This window comes from Aestuariivirga sp. (assembly GCF_020252405.1).
In the GTDB taxonomy this organism is placed as follows: Bacteria; Pseudomonadota; Alphaproteobacteria; order Rhizobiales; family Aestuariivirgaceae; genus Aestuariivirga.
Genome location: NZ_JADCDA010000066.1, coordinates 1 through 19,602 on the forward strand (window position 1 = coordinate 1; position 19,602 = coordinate 19,602).

At 65.9% G+C, this 19,602-nt stretch carries 9 protein-coding genes; 7 read left to right on the plus strand and 2 right to left on the minus strand.

The features are described 5' to 3' along the window. Positions 1-192 precede the first annotated feature (192 nt). Positions 193-1,761, minus strand: a complete 1,569-nt coding sequence (locus IOC69_RS10245; protein ID WP_290543453.1) for an anti-phage dCTP deaminase — start codon at positions 1,759-1,761, stop codon at positions 193-195. A 487-nt stretch (positions 1,762-2,248) separates the two neighbouring features. Here IOC69_RS10245 and polA point away from each other — a divergent pair, with 487 nt between their 5' ends. Further along, positions 2,249-5,164 carry a DNA polymerase I gene (polA, locus tag IOC69_RS10250; RefSeq protein WP_290543489.1) on the plus strand — a complete coding sequence of 972 codons (2,916 nt, stop codon included), beginning with the start codon at positions 2,249-2,251 and terminating at the stop codon, positions 5,162-5,164. Positions 5,165-5,544: 380 nt separating this feature from the next. On the opposite strand, the gene IOC69_RS10255 is transcribed toward polA, so the two are convergent. Further along, on the minus strand, positions 5,545-6,966 hold the full coding sequence (locus tag IOC69_RS10255) for a YdiU family protein (RefSeq protein WP_290543454.1): 1,422 nt from the start codon (positions 6,964-6,966) through the stop codon (positions 5,545-5,547). A gap of 132 nt (positions 6,967-7,098) precedes the next feature. On the opposite strand from IOC69_RS10255, the gene ahcY reads away from it, so the two are divergent. The 6 genes from ahcY (at position 7,099) to addA (ending at position 19,538) form a co-directional block, all read left to right on the plus strand. Further along, entirely contained in the window at positions 7,099-8,505 is a 1,407-nt protein-coding gene (gene ahcY / locus IOC69_RS10260) for an adenosylhomocysteinase (RefSeq protein ID WP_290543455.1), read from the plus strand. A gap of 92 nt (positions 8,506-8,597) precedes the next feature. After that, positions 8,598-10,964: a PAS domain-containing sensor histidine kinase gene (locus tag IOC69_RS10265; protein WP_290543456.1), complete on the plus strand. Its 2,367-nt coding sequence runs from the start codon at positions 8,598-8,600 to the stop codon at positions 10,962-10,964. A gap of 5 nt (positions 10,965-10,969) precedes the next feature. Beyond that, positions 10,970-12,478 (plus strand): tRNA (adenosine(37)-N6)-threonylcarbamoyltransferase complex ATPase subunit type 1 TsaE, encoded by a 1,509-nt coding sequence (gene tsaE / locus IOC69_RS10270; RefSeq protein ID WP_290543457.1) that lies wholly within the window; start codon positions 10,970-10,972, stop codon positions 12,476-12,478. Next, positions 12,475-13,185 (plus strand): nucleotidyltransferase family protein, encoded by a 711-nt coding sequence (locus tag IOC69_RS10275; protein ID WP_290543458.1) that lies wholly within the window; start codon positions 12,475-12,477, stop codon positions 13,183-13,185. Before tsaE ends, IOC69_RS10275 begins: the two co-directional genes overlap by 4 nt. A gap of 3 nt (positions 13,186-13,188) precedes the next feature. Next, positions 13,189-16,203, plus strand: a complete 3,015-nt coding sequence (gene addB / locus IOC69_RS10280) for a double-strand break repair protein AddB (RefSeq protein ID WP_290543459.1) — start codon at positions 13,189-13,191, stop codon at positions 16,201-16,203. Next, positions 16,200-19,538 (plus strand): double-strand break repair helicase AddA, encoded by a 3,339-nt coding sequence (gene addA, locus IOC69_RS10285; protein WP_290543460.1) that lies wholly within the window; start codon positions 16,200-16,202, stop codon positions 19,536-19,538. Before addB ends, addA begins: the two co-directional genes overlap by 4 nt. Positions 19,539-19,602 lie beyond the last annotated feature (64 nt).

Below are 19,602 nucleotides of genomic sequence, written 5' to 3' on the forward strand. Positions count from 1 at the left end.
ACAAACCGTCTTCATCGCCGGCCTGCCCAAACCGCAACCGAAACAGAAGGAGAGAGCAGAGCCCAGAAAACCTCAAAATCAGATCGCCGCCTGACCCGCATCAGAGAGCGGCAACTGTCAGGTGATTACTGTTCTTGTACAGACAACTTGCAGGGCTGAGGCGCGGGCTGCTCTGTGACGGATGTTAAATTTCTAGTGTTTCTGAGTGGACGAGGTGCTTGATCCAACGCTTTCATCAGGCAACACTTTTCCCACGAGGATGGATAGCGCCCATTGCTCTGCTCTCTTCTGTTGATCTGCAAACGGTGTATCAACCATCGGGCGCGGTGAATGATGATACCACCGAACAGCTTTACCTTGAGCCTTTCGCTTTCCTTTTTCGAAGATGTCTTGATAGCGGAGTGGCGAAATTCCTATGAAGGGTTCGAAGGATATTTTTCCAGTCTGTTGATCCTCAATAGCCACTTCATTTCCGTGAAGTTCTCTTGCACGGCTTTTCGGATAGGGCTCCATGTAAACAACTCTAGTGATCCCTGACGCAAGTATGTGCTTTGTGCAGTTGTGGCAAGGAAACGTGGTACAATACAGAGTAGCCATCGATAGTGACTTACCCAGTCGTGCTGCCTCGCAAATGGCGTTCATCTCGGCATGGACCACTCGGCCATATTCTGTGAGGTCCATCACCAGTGCCTCGCTCAATGCTCCATCCACGCCATCAAGAAGATTTCCAGTGTCCTTTGGAGGCTTTGAAGTCAGACGGGCGACCAGTTCGATATCACTTCCGATGTTTGTTGCCTTCTCGGAGAGCAAACCCCCACGACGCATGCACTCTACTAGATTCCTAAGGACTTCCCTCTTGATTCTATCATTGGGATCGTGGCCAATATTCACATCGCGAAAGTTATCTTTATCTTCGTCCCAGTAATTTCCGCCGTATGCTTTCGGTACTTCGTTGCAGCCAACTGCAATAGTCTCCCCATTCTTCGTCGCAATGTGAGATCCCACTTGGCGGGACAGGTCGGTTGACCGCCAAGATGCGGCTTTCGCCATAAACATTCCGTGTTCGTCTCTCGTTGGACTGACGCTGTTGAGGCCGAAAAGTGCTTCAGTGAAACGCCTCAATGTCCCTCGCATCTTGTCTTGTCTCATTCCGTCAACAAAAAGGTCGGCTAAATGGAAGGTCTCTCTCAGATTCTGTCCCATATCCTGGGATTCGTTCGCATCTCTCCTGATCAGGGTGTTTGCGTGGGTTTCGAGCTCGTCATCGGTGACGGTAGTTTCAAGCTCCGGCTTCATAAGACTGCACAGATAATCCTTTCGGTCTTCTTGTGAGCCATATGCCGAGATTAAGACGAAGCGCTCTCCGTATACATTCCTCATGAGCGCAATTTCTTGCGGCAATTTGAATTGCCTAATGATGTATGCTATGCGAGATATCGGCTGATCTGCGGAACCTCCGCGGGATTCACGAGTTCTGCGGATCGCGTCAATTGCGATCCTTGCCATGGTGTCTGCGCTCCCAAACCTCTTCCGAAGCCCGTTCGCGTAATCCATCTTGGAGTTGAAGGCTTCGAAGGTATTCCTCGGCTTCGCCTGCACTTCCCCAAATCGCGTCATCTCGGAAGTCAGTTTTATGTATCGATGTTCATACCCAAGCGTAATGAGGCAGTTGCTCAATTCAGTGGCGATTTGCTCCATATCGACGCCAATAGCCCCGGAAATTCCGAACACCAATTCTGGGTGGGATTCTTCGGCGTCCATGCGAGAGTTCCATAATTGTTCGATGTCGGAAAATTGTGTGGTCAAGGACGTTAACTTTTGCTTAATCGATTCCTAACAAGATAAAAGAGCCCGGGAGGACGTCATGGCGCAAGATAAACTTCTGATTGACGAACGGAAATCGGAGATTAATCGACTGCAGGCTGCTCTGGAAGACATCGCCCAATCCATGGGTCTGAGGTTTGAAGTGGATCGCGCGCGAGCAGATTTATTCGAGGCTCGGAGAGCTGACGGCTCATATGGGGCATTGGAGGCTGCGCGTAAGCGTGCCTAGCGATGGTGAATTGACGTTATCATTGAAGACTCGGCACGCCCACAATTACTAGATATATCAATCCGTTAATTGGCATTGAGTTGAAGGCTAAGAAGATCCCAAGCGCCTGCTGAGCGTGAGTACGTTCAGGCTTTTGAGCCGCTGGCATCGCCGGACTCGCGGTGGCATAGTGCCGCCATGTCCACATCCTCCCCCCTGAAGCCCGGCGACCATCTCTGTCTCATCGATGGGTCTGGGTATATTTTCCGTGCCTACCATGCGCTTCCGCCCCTGACGCGCAAGTCCGACGGGCTGCCCGTCGGCGCCGTGCAGGGCTTCTGCAACATGCTGTGGAAGCTCCTGAGGGAGACGAAGGCCGGAGAGAAGCCCACGCATCTTGCGGTGATCTTCGATCATTCCTCCAGGTCCTTCCGCAACGACATCTACCCGCAATACAAGGCGCAGCGCCCGGAGCCGCCGGCCGATCTGCGCCCGCAGTTCGGGTTGATCCGCCAGGCCACCCGCGCCTTCAACGTCGCCTGCGTGGAACAGGCCAATTACGAGGCGGATGACCTCATCGCCACCTATGCCCGCCAGGCGGTGGAGGCCGGGGCCACCTGCCGCATCGTCTCCTCCGACAAGGACCTGATGCAGCTGATCCGCCCCGGCGTCGCCCTCTATGACACCATGAAGGACCGCGAGGTGGGCGAGGCCGAGGTGCTGGAGAAATTCGGCGTGACGCCGGACAAGGTCATCGACATCCAGGCGCTCGCCGGCGACTCGGTCGACAACGTGCCGGGTGTGCCCGGCATCGGGGTCAAGACCGCGGCCCAGCTCATCACCGAATATGGCGATCTCGAAACGCTGCTGGCCAGGGCGCCCGAGATCAAGCAGCAGAAGCGCCGCGAGAACCTGATCGAGTTCGCCGGGCAGGCGCGGATTTCCAGGAAGCTGGTCACCCTCGACGAGCACGTGCCGGTGGAGCATGAGGCCAGCGGCTTCGCCGTCGACAGTCCCAGGGCCTCGCAGCTCATCGGCTTCGCCAAGGCGCTGGAATTCACCTCCTTCACCCGGAAGGTGGCGGGCGAGCTTGACGCCGACTCCACCGCCATCGAGCCCATCCCCGTCGAGGTGAAGTTCTGGCCGCCGGAAGGTGGCGGGGCCGCGGCCCTTGCCCCGCCGCGCTTCGCCGCGAAGAAGGCGGCGCCCGCCGCCCGGACGCCCGCCGCCGCCGCCGAAGCCGCGCCCGGCGCGGCGGATGCGGCCCTCCTCGCCATCCCGGTCAGCCACGCCGATTACGAGACGGTGACGACGCTCAGTGCACTGAAGGATTGGTGCGCGGCGGCCCATGACAAGGGCTACATCGCGCTCGACACCGAAACCGACTCGCTCGATTCGATGCGCGCCAGTCTCGTCGGCGTGTCGCTGGCCACCGCTCCGGCCAAGGCCTGCTACATTCCGCTCCAGCACAAGGCCACGGGCGGCGGCCTGTTCGGCGGCGGCGGGCTGGTCGATGGCCAGGCGCCGCTGGCGGACGCCCTCGCCACGCTCAAGCCGCTGCTCGAAGACCCGTCCATTCTCAAGATCGGCCAGAACATCAAATATGACATCGAGGTGCTGAAGCGCCATGGCATCGCCGTTGCCCCCATCGACGACACCATGCTTATTTCCTACGTGCTCGAATCTGGCGATGTGGGCCACGGCATGGACGAGCTGTCGCTCCGCCACCTCAATCACAAATGCATCGCCTTCAAGGATGTGGCGGGCTCCGGCAAGTCGATGATCACCTTCGACCGCGTGCCGGTGGCGGATGCCGCGCGCTATGCCGCGGAGGATGCCGACATCACGCTGCGCCTCTGGCTGCTCCTGAAGCCGCGCCTCGCCGCGATGGGCAAGCTCGCGGTTTACGAGACATTGGAGCGGCCTCTGGTCGCCGTGCTGGCCGCGATGGAGATGGAGGGCATCCTCATCGACCCCGAACTGCTGCGCAAGCTGTCCAACGAACTAGCCACCGCGGCGGCGGCGATCGAGACGGAGGTCTATGCGCTGGCGGGGGAGCGCTTCAACATCGGCTCGCCGAAGCAGCTGGGCGACATGCTCTTCGGCCGCATGGGCCTGCCCGGCGGAAGGAAGACCGCCACGGGCGCCTGGAGCACCGATTCCGACGCGCTGGAGGATCTCGCGGGCCAGGGCGTCGAACTCGCCCGCCGCGTGCTCGACTGGCGCCAGCTCACGAAGCTCCGCTCCACTTACACCGATGCGCTGCCCAACTTCATCAATCCGGAAACGAGGCGCGTCCACACCTCATATTCGCTGGCGGCGACGTCCACGGGCCGCCTTGCCTCCACCGACCCGAACCTGCAGAACATCCCCGTCCGCACCGAGGAGGGCCGCAAGATCCGCCAGGCCTTCATAGCGCCCGAAGGCTCGAAGCTGATGAGCGCGGATTACAGCCAGATCGAGCTGCGCGTGCTGGCCCATGTGGCGGACATCCCGCAGCTGAGACAAGCCTTCGCCGGGGGCCAGGACATTCACGCCATGACGGCCTCCGAGATGTTCAACGTGCCCATCGAGGGCATGGACCCCATGGTGCGCCGCCGCGCCAAGGCGATCAACTTCGGCATCATCTACGGCATCTCGGCCTTCGGCCTCGCGAACCAGCTCGGCATCGGGCGGGAGGAGGCGGGCGAATACATCCGCGCCTATTTCAGGCGCTTTCCCGGCATCAGGGACTATATGGAGGCAGCGAGGCAGGAGGCGCGCGACAAGGGCTATGTCGAAACCATCTTCGGCCGCCGCATGCATTTCCCGCGCATCAAATCGCCCAACCCCTCGGAGCGCGCCTTCCTCGAGCGCGCGGCGATCAACGCGCCGATCCAGGGCGCTGCAGCCGATATCATCCGCCGCGCCATGATCCGCATGCCGGATGCGCTTGGCCAGTCCGGCCTCTCGGCCCGCATGCTGCTGCAGGTGCATGACGAGCTGATCTTCGAATGCGCGGATGCGGAAGCGGAGGCGGCCATGGCGGTGGTCAAAAACGTCATGGTCTCCGCCCCCGGTCCGGTGGTGAAGCTGAGCGTCCCCCTCCAGGTGGACGCACGGGCGGCGCAAAACTGGGAAGCCGCCCATTAGGATTCACAATGTCAATCAGCAGAAGGCACGTTAAGGATGATATACCTAGCATAGGTTGGGAAAAGAGTCAAGAGTTTTCTTGCGTGGAATATCCCGGCTTCTCCACCCTCCAGCCCGTCATCCCGGCGAAAGCCGGGACCCCGCTTTCCTTCCCGGCGCGCTGAACCAAAGCTGGGCCCCGGCTTTCGCCGGGGTGACGGAATGAGAGGGTGACGGAATGAGAGAGTGACTGAATGAGAGAGTGACGGAGATCGGCTGCATCGCCCTTCTCCCGGAACATGCGCCAGGTCATATGCCTGAGCATGATCTTGTCGCAAAAGCGGTTCCACTTTTGCGGATCATGCTCTGGTGCGTGCCGCGACGGGAGAAGGGGATAATCATCACGTCCCGCAGAACGTCCGGTATGCCCCGTCCGGCTCCGCGGGCGCCTCGGCGTAACGCTCCGCGCCCGGCTGCTCTCCGTAAGGAGTCATCAGCACACGGAGCATCGCCTCGAAGGGCGCGAAATCCCGCCGCTCCACCGCCGCGGCGATCATCTCCTCCACCAGGTGGTTGCGCGGGATGTAGGCGGGGTTCGCCGACCGCATCAGCGCGCGTCGCGCCTCTGGCGTCTGCGGGTCGCGCGCCAGGCGGTCGCGCCAGCCGGGCAGCCAGTCCTTCAGCGCTTCCGGTTCCCCGCCATTGCTCAGTATACGGAACGTGATGGTGAAGTCCGCCCGCGCCAGCCGCATGGCGTCGAGCATCGCCTGAATCAGGCCAAGGTCGCCGTCCTCCGCGCCCGCAAGCCCGATCTTCTTCCGGAAGCCCGCCAGCCAGTATTTCGCATAGATCGCGGGAAAGTCCCCGATCCGCTCCGTGGCAATGCGGATCGCCTCCTCGCGGCCGGGGTTGATGAGGTCCAGCAGCGTCTCGGCCAGCCGCGCCATGTTCCACTGCGCAATGGGCGCCTGGTTCTGGTAGGCATAGCGGCCATGGGTGTCGATGGAGCTGAACACCGTGCCGGGGTCGTAAGCATCCATGAAGGCGCAGGGGCCATAGTCGATGGTTTCGCCGGAGATCGAGCAATTGTCGGTGTTCATCACGCCATGGATGAAACCGACCTGCGCCCATCGCGCGACGAGCGAGGCCTGCGCCTCCATCACCGCATCCAGCAGGGCGAGCGCGGGGTTCTCCGCGCCTTTCGCCTGCGGGTGGTGCCGGTCGATCACATGGCCGGTCAGCAGCTTCAGCGCCTCGAAATCCTGCCGCGCGGCGAAGAACTGAAAGGTGCCCACCCGGATGTGGCTTGCGGCCACGCGCGTCAGCACCGCGCCCGGCAGCGCGGCGTCGCGGTGGACGCGCTCGCCCGTGGTGGCGGCCATCAGGGCGCGGGTGGTGGGAATGCCGAGGGCGTGCATTGCCTCGCTGACCAGATATTCGCGCAGCACCGGCCCCAGCGCCGCCCGCCCGTCGCCGCCGCGCGAAAAGGGGGTGCGGCCGGAGCCTTTCAGCTGGATGTCCCGGCGCTTGCCGGTCACGTCGATGACCTCGCCCAGCAGGATCGCCCGGCCGTCACCCAGCTGCGGCACGAAATTGCCGAACTGGTGGCCGGCATAGGCCTGGGCCAGCGGGCTGGCGCCGGCGGGGATGGCATTTCCCACCGCCACCTCGGCCGTGAGCAGGGCGGGGTCGATCCCCAGCCCGCGGGCCAGCGGTTCGTTCACCTTGATCAGCCGGGGGGCGGAGACCGGGGTTGGGTCCACCCCCACATGCATGGAGCCGGGCAGGCGGGCATAGCTGTTGTCGAAGGGAATGGCGTTCATGACCGGCAATATAGGGCAGGCCGGGCGGAAGTTCCTCTTTAACAGGACATAAAGAATTCTTTATGTCTTCATGGACAGACTCCCGCCCCGCTGCTATAGACGCGCCCAAATTCAGGACAGAGGACAAGACCCATGACCCGGACCCATGACTATCACGTTGCCGACATCACGCTTGCCGGCTGGGGCCGCAAGGAAATCGACATGGCCGAGGTCGAGATGCCGGGCCTGATGGCGACGCGCGCCGAATACAAGGCGCTGCAGCCGCTGCGGGGGGCCCGCATCTCCGGCTCGCTGCACATGACGATCCAGACCGCGGTGCTGATCGAGACGCTGGCGGCGCTGGGTGCGGAGGTGCGCTGGGCCTCCTGCAATATCTATTCGACGCAGGATCACGCCGCGGCGGCGATTGCCGCCGCCGGCATCCCCGTCTTCGCCTTCAAGGGCGAGACGCTGAAGGAGTATTGGGACTTCACCGCGCGGATCTTCGACTGGCCGGACGGCCAGCCCACCAACATGATCCTTGATGACGGCGGCGACGCGACACTTTATATCCTCCTTGGCTCCAGGGCCGAGAAAGACGCGGGCCTCATCGCCCACCCCAGAAGCGAGGAGGAAGAGTGCCTCTTCGCCGCCATCAAAAAACGCATCAGGGAACAGCCGGGCTGGTTCGACAGGGTGAAGGCCTCGATCAAGGGCGTCTCGGAAGAGACGACGACCGGCGTCCACCGCCTTTACGAGCTGCAAAAGAAGGGTGAGCTGCCCTTCCCGGCCATCAACGTCAACGACTCGGTCACCAAGTCGAAGTTCGACAACAAATACGGCTGCCGCGAATCGCTCGTCGATGCGATCCGCCGCGGCACCGACGTGATGATGGCCGGCAAGGTGGCCGTGGTCGCGGGCTATGGCGACGTGGGCAAGGGTTCGGCGGCCTCGCTGAAGGGTTCCGGCGCCCGCGTCATCGTCACCGAAGTGGACCCGATCTGCGCGCTCCAGGCCGCGATGGACGGCTTTGCCGTGCAGACCATGGAGGACGTGGTGTCAACCGCCGACATCTTCGTCACCGCCACCGGCAACAAGGACGTGATCACGGTGGATCACATGAAGCAGATGAAGGACATGGCCATCGTCTGCAACATCGGTCACTTCGACAACGAAATCCAGGTCTCGGAACTCCGCAACTTCAAGTCCACCAACATCAAGCCGCAGGTGGACATGATCCATATGCCCTCGGGCGCCCGCATCATTCTGCTGTCTCAAGGGCGTCTGGTGAACCTCGGCAACGCCACCGGCCACCCGAGCTTCGTCATGTCGGCCTCCTTCACCAACCAGACATTGGCCCAGATCGAGCTTTTCACCTCGGCCGGGACGGACAAGTACAAGAACGAGGTCTATGTGCTGCCCAAGCACCTCGACGAGAAAGTGGCACGCCTGCATCTCGACAAGCTGGGCGTGAAGCTGACAAAGCTCCGGGACGACCAGGCCGCCTATATCGGCGTCGCCCCGCAGGGTCCGTTCAAGCCGGAATATTACCGCTACTGAGGATTCCGGCCCGCCCCGCTTTTGGTTATACCGGGGCGGGGCGGATGGCCTGCTGATTCGCAGGCCATCCCGGCACTTGGACCGGAGAAGACATGGACGCCGGGTTCGGCAACAGCTTGGCGGGCGATGGGGCCGCCCTCATTGCCGTTTTGGCCGCCTTTGGCTTATTCTTCCTCGCCCGCCGCCTGCTGCGCCATTGGGGCGTAACGTCAACCGGGCAACGCATCGCCGATCTTGAGGCGCGGCTGAACGAGGCCGAAACCGCGATAGCGGCCGAGGCTCATGTGCTGGTCATCTGGCGCGGCAAGCAGACACTGCCGGACCGTGTGATGGGCTCCATGCACGGCGCCGCCATGCTGCCCGAAGCTCCCGGGGTCCTCATCGATTTCGCGTCCTGGCTCGACCGCGATTCGGCCTCGGCCCTTTCCGATTGCCTGCACGACCTCCGCCAGGACGGCACGCCCTTCAACATCGCCATCAAGAGCATCGCGGACGAACTGCTGGAGGCCGACGGCCGCACGGCCGGCGGTCTCGCCACCCTGCGCTTCCGCCCGCTGGCCGGCGAGCGCCGCAAGATCGCCGATCTCGCGCACGAGGCCCACCGCCTCGGCAAGCAGGTGGAGCGCCTGAGCGCCGTGCTGGATGCCGCGCCCCTGCCGGTCTGGCTGCGTGGCGCGGAAGGAAAACTCCTCTGGGTCAACCGGTGCTATGCCGCGGCGGTCGATGCGGCGGACCCCGATCTGGTCGTGTCGCAAGGCACCGAGCTTGTCGGCCGCGCCGCCATGGACCGCACGGCAACGGGCGCGGCTGCGGGCTGCCTCGGCCGCATCCATGCGGTGGTCTCCGGCTCGATGCGCGCGCTCGATGTCTTTGAGGCGCCCGTCACCGGCGGCACGGTCGGCTTCGCCATCGACATGACGGCGCTGGAGAAGGCCGAGAAGGAACTCGACCGCCATATCAAGTCCCATACCTCGACGCTGAACAAGCTCGACACCGCAATCGCCATCTTCGGCCCCGATCAGCGCCTGCGCTTCCACAATGCCGCCTACGCCGCACTCTGGCCGCTCATCCCCGAATGGCTGGCCAGCAACCCCTCCGATGCCGAGATCCTCGACCGGCTCCGCAACCAGCGCTGCATCCCCGAACAGGCGAACTACCAGGAGTGGCGGGCCAAGCAGCTCAACGCCTATACGACCATCGATCCCTGGGAAGACAGGTGGCACCTGCCCGATGGCCGCACGCTGCATGTCGTCTGCGAGCAGCATCCCTTCGGCGGCCTCACCTATCTCTACGAGAACGTCACCAACGAGCTGGCGCTGGAAAGCCGCTATAACGAGCTGATCGGCGTGCAGCGCGAGACTTTGGACAATCTGGAGGAAGGCATCGCGCTTTTGGGTTCCGATGGCCGCCTCAAGCTCTACAACCCCGCCTTCGCGCGGTTCTGGCAGCTTGACCCGGAAGCCCTCGACGCACAGCCCCACATTGAAGAGCTTGCCCGGCACGGCAGCCAGATCGCGGCGGACTCCAGCACCTGGGACGAAGTGCGCTACAGCGTGACGAGGCTCGATTCCGAGAGGAAGCCCGTGGCGGGCAACATCGACGTCGGCGGCCGCGTGCTGCAATTCGTCGCCGTGCCGCTGCCCGACGGCAACACGCTCCTGACCTTCGCCGATATTTCAGACTCCGCCCGCATGGAGCGCGCGCTGCGCGACCGGGCCGATGCGCTGGAGGCCGCCGACCGCCTCAAGAACATGTTCCTCTCCAACGTGTCCTACGAAATCAGGACGCCGCTCACCTCCATCCTCGGTTTCGCCGAGAGCCTGCAGATCGGGCTTGCGGGGCCCCTCAACGCGAAACAGCAGGACTATGTGCGCGACATCCGCCGCTCCTCGACCGACCTCAAGACCATCATCGACGCCATCATCGACCTGACCGCCATCGATGCCGGCGCCCTCGAGCTGAAGCTCGAGCATGTGGAGGTGACGGGCCTGCTCGAAGCCGTGGCCGAAAAACTGGCGAACCAGATCGACGAACGCGACCTCACGCTCAACATCGAGGTGGGCGCGGATGTGAACAGCTTCGTGGCCGACCCGAAGCGCGTCGAGCAGATTCTCTCCAACCTCCTCTCCAACGCCATCGGCTTCTCGGACCGCGGCGCCACCATCCGCATGGGCGCCAAGAAGACGCGTGGACAGCTGCAGCTCTGGGTCTCCGACCAGGGCCGCGGCATCGAGCCCGAGTTCCAGAAACAGGCCTTCGACCGCTTCCAGTCGCGCCCCGTGCCCGGCGGTCACCGCGGCCCCGGCCTTGGCCTCGCCATCGTCAAGAGCCTGGTGGAGCTGCATGAGGGGCAGGTGTCGCTCCTCTCCAAGATCAACCAGGGCACCACCGTCCTCTGCACCTTCCCGCTGGACGGGCCTGGGGCCGCGCAGCGGGCGGACCTGCGCAAGTCGGCCTGACCGGAATGAACCTCACCCGCCGCTTCGGGTCTGCCGCCGAGCTGGAAGGCTTCGCCGCCGAACTCTCGCTTTTCGCCCGGCCTGGCATGGTGCTGCTGCTGCAGGGTGTCCTCGGCGCCGGCAAGTCCACCTTCGCCCGCGCCTTCATCCGCGCCCTGTCGGATGGCGCGGAGTTCGACGTGCCGAGCCCCACCTTCACCCTGGTCCAGACCTATGACGAGACACGCGTGCCGGTGGCCCATGCCGATCTCTTCCGCATCGGCTCCGCGCAGGAGCTCGACGAGCTGGGCTTCGAGGATCTCATCAAAACCCGCGTGCTCGCCGTCGAATGGCCCGAGAAGATACTGGGCGAGCGCCATGCCGACCGGCTGCTGATCGAACTCTCCGGCTCCGGCAGCCAGCGCGATGCCGCGATCACCGCCAGCGGCGCGTGGCAGCAGGCGCTGGCGCGCAACGATGCAATCAACGCCTTCCTCTCCACCTCGCGCTGGGCCAGGGCCGGGCGCCGCTTCCTCGAGGGTGACGCGTCCTTCCGCCGCTACGAGACGCTGCATCTGCCCGGCGAAGCCGCGATCCTGATGGACATGCCGGCCAGGCCCGACGGGCCGCCGGTGAAATACGGCAAGCCCTACAGCGCCATTGCGCATCTGGCGGAGGACATCCGCGCGGTGATCGCCATCAACCGTGTGCTCTGCGAGCGCGGCTACAGCGCGCCAAAGGCCGAGGCCTATGATCTGGACAATGGCTTCGCGGTGATGGAGGATCTTGGCCGCAGCGTCTATGGCGCCATGATGCGCGCAGGCCAGGACATGGGCGAACCCCTGCGCGCGGCTGTCGCCGTACTCGCCCACATGGCGGCGCGAGACTGGCCCACGGACGTGCCGCTCGATGGCCAGACCTATCGCGTGCCGCCCTATGACGTAGGGGCGCAGCTGATCGAGGCCGATCTCCTGCCCTCGTGGTTCTGGCCGCACCTCAACGGCGGCGAAATTCCGGCTGCAACACGCGCCGATTTCGAAGCGCTGTGGATGGACCTGCTGCCGCTCACGCAGGCGGGCCACCGCGTCTGGGCGCTGCGCGACTATCACTCGCCCAACCTGCTGTGGCTGCCGCAGCGCCAGGGCCTCGCCCGCGTGGGGCTCATCGACACGCAGGATGCGCTGATGGGCCACCCCGCCTATGACCTCGCCTCCATGCTGCAGGATGCGCGCGTCGACGTCGATGTCCGTCTGGCCGATGAGCTCTACGAACACTACTGCCTGTTGCGGACGGACGACCCGCACTTCGACCGCGCCAATTTCGACATGGCCTATGCCATCCTCGGCGCGCAGCGGGCGACCAAGATCCTCGGCATCTTCGCCAGGCTGTCGAAGCGGGACGGCAAGCACGGCTATCTCCACCACATCCCGCGGGTCTCGCGCTATCTCGAGCGCAACCTCGCGCATCCGCGCCTTGCCGGGCTGAAGCACTGGTTCGACACCCACCTGCCGCCCGCGCGGCGCGAGGCGCAATGACGCCGGGCACGCACGCCATGGTGCTGGCCGCGGGCCATGGCCTGCGCCTGCGCCCGCTCACGCTGGCCAGGCCCAAGCCGCTGGTCGAGGTCGCGGGCAAAGCGCTCATCGACCATGGCTTCGACCGCCTGCGTGCCGCCGGCGTGGAGACCGCGGTGGTGAATGTGCATTATCTGGCCGCCCAGATCGAGGCCTGGGCGCGGCGCCAGTCCGCGCCCCGCATCGTGATCTCGGACGAGCGGGCGGAACTTCTCGACACCGGCGGCGGCGTCGCGAAGGCCCTGCCACTTTTGGGCAACGGGCCCTTCTTCGTCATCAACAGCGACAGCTTCTGGCTGGATGAGGGCGCCCCCGCGCTTGATCGCCTGCGCGCCGCGTGGGACGATCGGGCGATGGATTGCCTGCTCCTCCTCTCGCCGCTGGACCGCACCGTGGGTTATGACGGAAAGGGCGATTTCACGCGCGCCGAGGATGGCAGGCTTTCCCGCCGCGCCACGTCGCAAGGAACCCCGCTCGCCTATATCGGCGGCTATCTCGCCTCGCCCCGCATCTTCGCCGCCGCGCCGCGGGGCGCCTTCTCGATGAACCTGCTGTGGGACCGCGCCATTGCCGCGGGCCGCCTTTTCGGCGTGGAGCACGCCGGGCGCTGGCTGCATGTGGGAACGCCCGGGGCGATCGCGCTCGCCGAAGCGGCGCTCGGTGCGTGAGCCATGACGCGGGAACTGGCGGGAGACATCCCGCGCCTCCTCACCATCGCGCCAGACAAACCCTTTCTCGAGGTTCTCGCCGAAGCCGTGCTCAACGGTTTTCCGTGTACGGACGGAAAGGCGCCGGGCGCGCTCGACCTGGCGCGCTGGACCATCCTGCTCCCCACCCGCCGCGCCGTGCGCGAGCTGGAAGAGATCTTCCTCCGCCTCGCCGGCGGTTCCGGCCTGCTGCTGCCGCGCATCAGGCCTCTGGGCGACATCGACGAGGACCTGCTGCATCCCGAGCATGGCGTGGAGGAACTCGGCACGCCGGTGAGCGCGCCCGGCCAGCTCCTGCTGCTCATCGACCTGATCGATGAATGGGCGGCCGCTCACCCCGCCACGCGGCTGGCGCAGGAGATTGCCGCCGCCCCGCACCAGGCCGGCGGCCTTGCTCAGTCGCTGGCCGAGCTTCTCGACGCGCTCGAGACCGAGGATGTGGACGCCGCCAGGATCGCCGGTCTCTACGGCCTCGAATCGGCCCGCCACCGCGAGGCGATCCTCGAATTTCTGAGCATCGCGCGGGAGAAATATCCCCAGCGCCTCGCGGCGGAACGGGCCATCGGCCCGCAGGCCCGCCGCTCCGCCATCCTGAAGCGCGAGGCGCGGCGGCTGGAGTTCACCCGCACCCTTCGCCCGTTCATCGCGGCGGGCTCCACGGGGTCCATTCCCGCCACCTGCACGCTGCTCAAGGCGATTGCAGGGCTTCCCAATGGCGCGGTGGTGCTGCCCGGCCTTGACCGGTTCATGGACGAGGCGAGCTGGACCGCCGTGGGCCCCACCCACCCGCAGCATGCGATGAAGCAGCTCCTCCAACGCCTCAACGCCACCCGCCCGATGGTGCGGGAACTGGGGGCTGAGCCCGGCTCCCGCGCCTGGCTGGCGGGCGAGCTGATGCGCCCGGCGGAAGCCTCGCATCTCTGGCATGGCGCGCTGAGGGGCCAGGGCGCGCGCGTCGCCGAAGCCATGCAGGGGGTGGAGCTGGTCGAGGCGCGCTCGGTTCCCGAGCAGGCGGTGGCCGCCGCTCTGATCCTGCGCGAATGCCTGGAGACGCCGGGCCGCACCGGCTGCCTCGTCACGCCGGACCGCCAGCTGGCCCGCCGCGTCAAGGCGGAGCTCGGGCGCTGGAACATCGCCATCGACGATTCCGGCGGCGAACCGCTGATCCGCTTCGGCGGCGCGTCGCTCCTCAACCTGCTGCTCGAAGCTCTGCTGGAGAATTTCGCGGCGGAGCCGCTGGCGGCGCTGCTGCGCCACGGCCTCGCCACCTTCGGCCTGCCGCCGGATGAGGCGCGCCGCCTCGTCAGCCTCATCGATCTCGCGCTGCTGCGCACCGGCACGGGCGCCCCTGACATCGGCAAGCTCTCCCATGCGCTGCGCATCGCCACCATGAAGGACAATCGCCAGAGCCTGCCGCTGGCCGCGAGGCAGGTCACCGACGCGGAATGGGAACGGGCCATCGCGCAGGCCAGCCGCATATCGGAGGTTCTGGCCCCGCTCGCCCTCAACCCGCCGCACACGCTTGCCGAGCATCTCGACCGGCTGACCGGGGCCTGCGAGGCGATGGCGGGCGAGGCCTTTTGGGCAGGCGAGGCCGGGGACGTGCTGGCCGACGCCTTCGCCCTGCTGCGGCAGGAGGAGCGCTTCCTCCGGCGCTGCGACCTCCGGCGCGCCGCCGCCATTCTGCGCCACTGGCTGCAAGGCCTGCCGGTGCGCAGCCGGCAGCACAACCCCACGCCGCTGTCGATCCTCGGCCTGCTCGAAGCCCGCCTCATCCGCGCGGATGTGATGGTGCTGGCGGGCCTCAACGAGGGCGTCTGGCCCGGGCCTGCGGATTGCGGCCCCTGGCTCAACCGCCCGATGCGCGACGTGCTGGCGATGAGGCAGCCCGAAGCGCAGATCGGCCAGACGGCGCATGACTTCGTCCAGGCCTTCGGCAACAGGCAGGTCAGGCTCCTGTGGTCGCGCCGCATCGGCGATGCGCCGGGCACGCCCTCGCGCTGGCTGCACCGGCTGCTGATGATCCTCGAAACCGCGCGGCTGAAACCCCCGCCGGGTCCGTGGCCGCTCCATGCCCGCCAGCTGTCGGAGCCTGCCGCCGTCACACCTGTTTTTATGCCGAAGCCGCGGCCCGCCGTTGCGCTGCGCCCCACAACGCTGAGCGTCACCCGCATCGAGACGCTGATCCGCGATCCCTATGCCATCTATGCGCGCGCCATCCTCGGGCTCGAACCGCTGAAGCCCATCTCCTCCGTGCCGGACACGGCGCGGCGCGGCATCATCGTCCACGCCGCCATCGGCGATTTTCTCAATCGCTTCCCCAAGCGCCTGCCGGCCGATGCCGCCGCCGAACTCGAAGCGGATGGTCTCAGGCACTTCCGGCAGATCGCCGATTATCCGGGCCTCGTCAGCTTCTGGTGGCCACGCTTCCGCCACGTTGCGGCATGGATCGCCGCGCAGGAGCCGGCCTGGCGCGACGGCGTCGAGCGCGTGGTGGCGGAGTGCAACGGGTCTGTCACCTTTCCGGTGGCGGGCGAGGACTTTACGCTCACCTGCCGGGTGGACCGCATCGACCTGATGGCCGACGGCACGGCGCGAATCGTGGACTTCAAGACGGGCGACGTGCCTTCCGCCAAGGAGGTCGAAACCGGTTTTGCGCCGCAATTGACGCTGCAGGCGGCGATCCTGGCGCGCGGCGGCTTCACCGGCTTAAACCCCAGGCAGGCGGTTCAGCTCCGCTATGTGAAGCTCAGTGGCGGCAATCCCCCTGGCGAAACCAAGGACCTTCCGAAACTCAAGCACCCCGTGATGGAAGTGGCGGAAAGGCATTTTGCCGATCTGCGGAGGCTGCTGGCGAAATACGCCACCGCCGGGCAGCCCTATGTTCCCCGTTACAGCCTGCGGAAGGACGAGGACCCGAGCGACTACGACCATCTCTCGCGCTATCAGGAATGGACGCTGTCGGGAGACCTGCCGTGAGCCTCAACCCCGCCGCCAGCAGGGCGCAGCTCAGGGCGTCCGATCCTGCCGCCACCGTCTGGGTCAATGCCAATGCCGGGTCGGGCAAGACCCATGTGCTGGTCGACCGCGTGGTGCGCCTCATGCTCGGCGGCGCCGGGCCCTCGCGCATCATGTGCCTCACCTTCACCAGGGCGGCGGCCGCCGAAATGGCCAACCGCCTGTTTGACCGCCTGAGCAAGTGGACCGCGCTCGATGACCAGGCCTTGCGGGATGAGCTGAGGAAGCTCGGCTCCCCCGATGCCGATCAGGCCCTGCTCGAGCGCGCCCGCCAGCTTTTCACCCGGGCGCTGGAAACGCCGGGCGGGCTCAGGATTCAGACCATCCATGCCTTCTGCGAACGCGTGCTGCAGCTCTTCCCCGTCGAGGCCGGCATCGTGCCGCATTTCGCCATGCTGGACGAGCGCGAGCAGCTGGCCCTGCTGCGGGAGGCGCGCAACGCCGTGCTGTCTTCCGCCACGGACGGGACGACGGAGACCGGCGCGGCGCTCGGCGATGTTGCCAACCGCGTCAGCCCCGATGACTTTGACAAGCTGCTCACCGGCCTTCTCGCCAGGCGCGCCAGCCTGCGCGCGCTGTTCGAGGAGGAGTGCGGGCTGGAGCGCGCGGAGGCCCTGCTGCGGCTTCACCTGTCGCTCGGGCAGGGTGTCACGCGGGAGAGCATCGTCTCCGGCCTCGCCTGCGATGCAACGCGCTATCTCGAACTGGCCGAGCTTCTCGGCAAGGGCACCCCGAGCGAGAAGGAGACGGCGGCCGAGATCAGGAAGGTTTGCCATGGCGGGGCGATCACGCTCATGGAGCTTCGCACGGTCTTGCTGACGGGCAAGAGCGAAGCGCTCAAGTGGGTCGCCAACAGGACCACGCATGAACGCCATGGCTGGATCGATGAATTGGTGAGGCCCGACCAGGCCCGCCTTCTCGACGCGCTGGGCACGCTGGGCGATCTCGAATGCCTCGGCGCCACGCTGTCGCTTTTGCGGCTGGGCGCGGCCATCACCCGCGGTTTCGAGGCGGCCAAGCGCGCGCGCGGCGCCTATGATTTCGATGACCTCATCATCAAGACCGGCGAATTGCTGCGGGAGAGGCCGGATGCCGCCTGGGTGCTGTTCAAGCTCGATGGCGGCATCGAGCATCTGCTCGTCGACGAGGCGCAGGACACGAGCCCCATGCAATGGCAGATCGTGCAGGCGCTGACGGGAGAATTCTTCGCGGGCGAGGGCCGGCACGGAACGAAGCCCCGTACCCTCTTCGTGGTGGGCGACAGGAAGCAGTCGATCTATTCCTTCCAGGGGGCCGATCCCAATGTCTTGGAACAGGTGCTCGCGCAAGCGAGGCAGCAGGTCGAGGGCGTGGGGCAGGAGTTCCGCGAGGTGGATTTCAGCGTCTCCTTCCGCTCGCTGGGCGAAATCCTGAAGGCCGTCGACGGCGTGTTTCCGCCGGGTTCCGCCGCGCGCGCCGGGCTCGATGGCGGATCGCCCCGCGAATGGGAACATGTGCCCAACCGCCGCGATGCGCCCGGCGCCGTCGAGCTCTGGCCGCTGGTCGAACCGGTTGCAAAGGAAGACCCCAAGCCATGGCAGGCGCCGGTCGACCGCGAGCCCGCAACCTCGCCGCGCCGCAGGCTGGCGAGGAAGCTCGCGCGGACCATCAGGGGCTGGATCGGCAAGCGGCTGCTGCCGGCGCGCGGGCGCGCGGTGCAGGCGGGCGACATCCTGATCCTGGTGCGCAAGCGGGACAGCTTCTTCGACGCGATGATCCGTGCACTGTGGAACGAGCGGGTGCCGGTGGCCGGGGCGGACCGTCTCAAGCTGGGCGAGAACATCGCGGTGCTCGACCTCGTGGCGCTGGCGCAATTCGCCATCATGCCGGAGGATGACCACGCGCTGGCCTGCCTGCTCAAGAGCCCGCTCCCTGGTCAGGCGCTGACCGAGGACGAGCTCATCGCCGTCGCGGCCGGGCGTGGAAGCCGCTCGCTGTGGCAGAGCCTCGCGGGCCGCGGCGAGGAGCCTTTCCGCGGTGCGGCCGCGTTCCTCCGCCCGCTGATTGACGCGGCGCCCTCCGCCCGGCCCTTCGAATTCTTCTCCGCCATCCTCGGCAGGGCGCGGCTCAGCATCGTCTCGCGGCTCGGCAGCGAGGCGAATGACGCGATCGATGCCTTCCTCGACAGCGCGCTCCAGTACGAGGAGGCGCATGGCGCCTCGCTCGCCGGCTTCGTCAACTGGTTCGAGGCCGGCGAAATCGAGATCAAGCGCAACATGGAGCAGGGCGTGGGCGAGGTGCGGGTGATGACCGTGCACGGCGCCAAGGGCCTCGAGGCGCCGATTGTCATCCTGCCGGACACCACCGGCAACGAGCACGGAAAGTCAGACTCTCTCCTGATGTTGGAGGGGGGCGTCGGCCACGCCAGGGCGCCGCTCTGGGTCGTGCCGAAGCTCGGCCTGTCGAAGGCCGTCAAGGCGGTCAAGACGCTGCAGAAGGACGTAACGGCGGCGGAGCATTGCCGCCTGCTCTATGTCGCCATGACGAGGGCCTGCGACGAGCTCTATGTCTGCGGCTACCGCGGCAAGCAGGACCCGTCGCCCCACTGCTGGTACAACACCATAGCCGATGCGCTGAAGCACAAGATGACGCCGCTCGATGCGGGTGCGGGCTGGCGTCTCGGCGCGGGTCCTGTCATGGCGGAGGCGCGAGCCGGGGCGAGGCCCGTGGAAGCCCCCGCCCTGCCCGGCTGGATCGCGCGGCAGGCGGCGGCCGTGCCGGTGCGGTCAGCGCCGGCCACGCGCAAGCGGGCGGAGGCGCGGGTGGCGCGCGGCATTCTCATCCACCGCATCCTGCAGAACCTCGCCGATCTGCCCGCGGGCGAGCGTGCGGGCCATATCGACGCCGCGGTGCGCCGCGCCGGGCATGACGCATCACTTGCCTTGCAGCTCAAGGCGCTCATCGCCGAGCCGGTGGTGGCCGAGCTCCTCTCGTCTGACGGCCATTCCGAGGCCTCGATCATCGCCCGGCAGGCGGACGGCAGCCCGGAGCGCCGCCGCATCGACCGGCTGGTGATGACGCGGGAGGGGATTCTCGTCGCCGACTACAAGACGGACCGCGATGTGCCCCGGTCGGCTGAGGCCTGCAACCCGGATTATCTCGTGCAGCTCGCCATTTACCGCGCGGCGCTGCGGCGCGCGGCCCCCGGGCTGCCGCTGCGCTTCTGCCTCCTCTACACCGAGGCGCCGAGGCTGATCATGGTGCCGGACGCGCTCCTCGATCAGGATCCGCAAAGGTGGAACCCGCTTTTGCAATAAGATCATGCTCAAGCTTTTGATCTGGCGCATGGCGGCCCCGCAGGCGGCCCGGCCTTGACCCCCG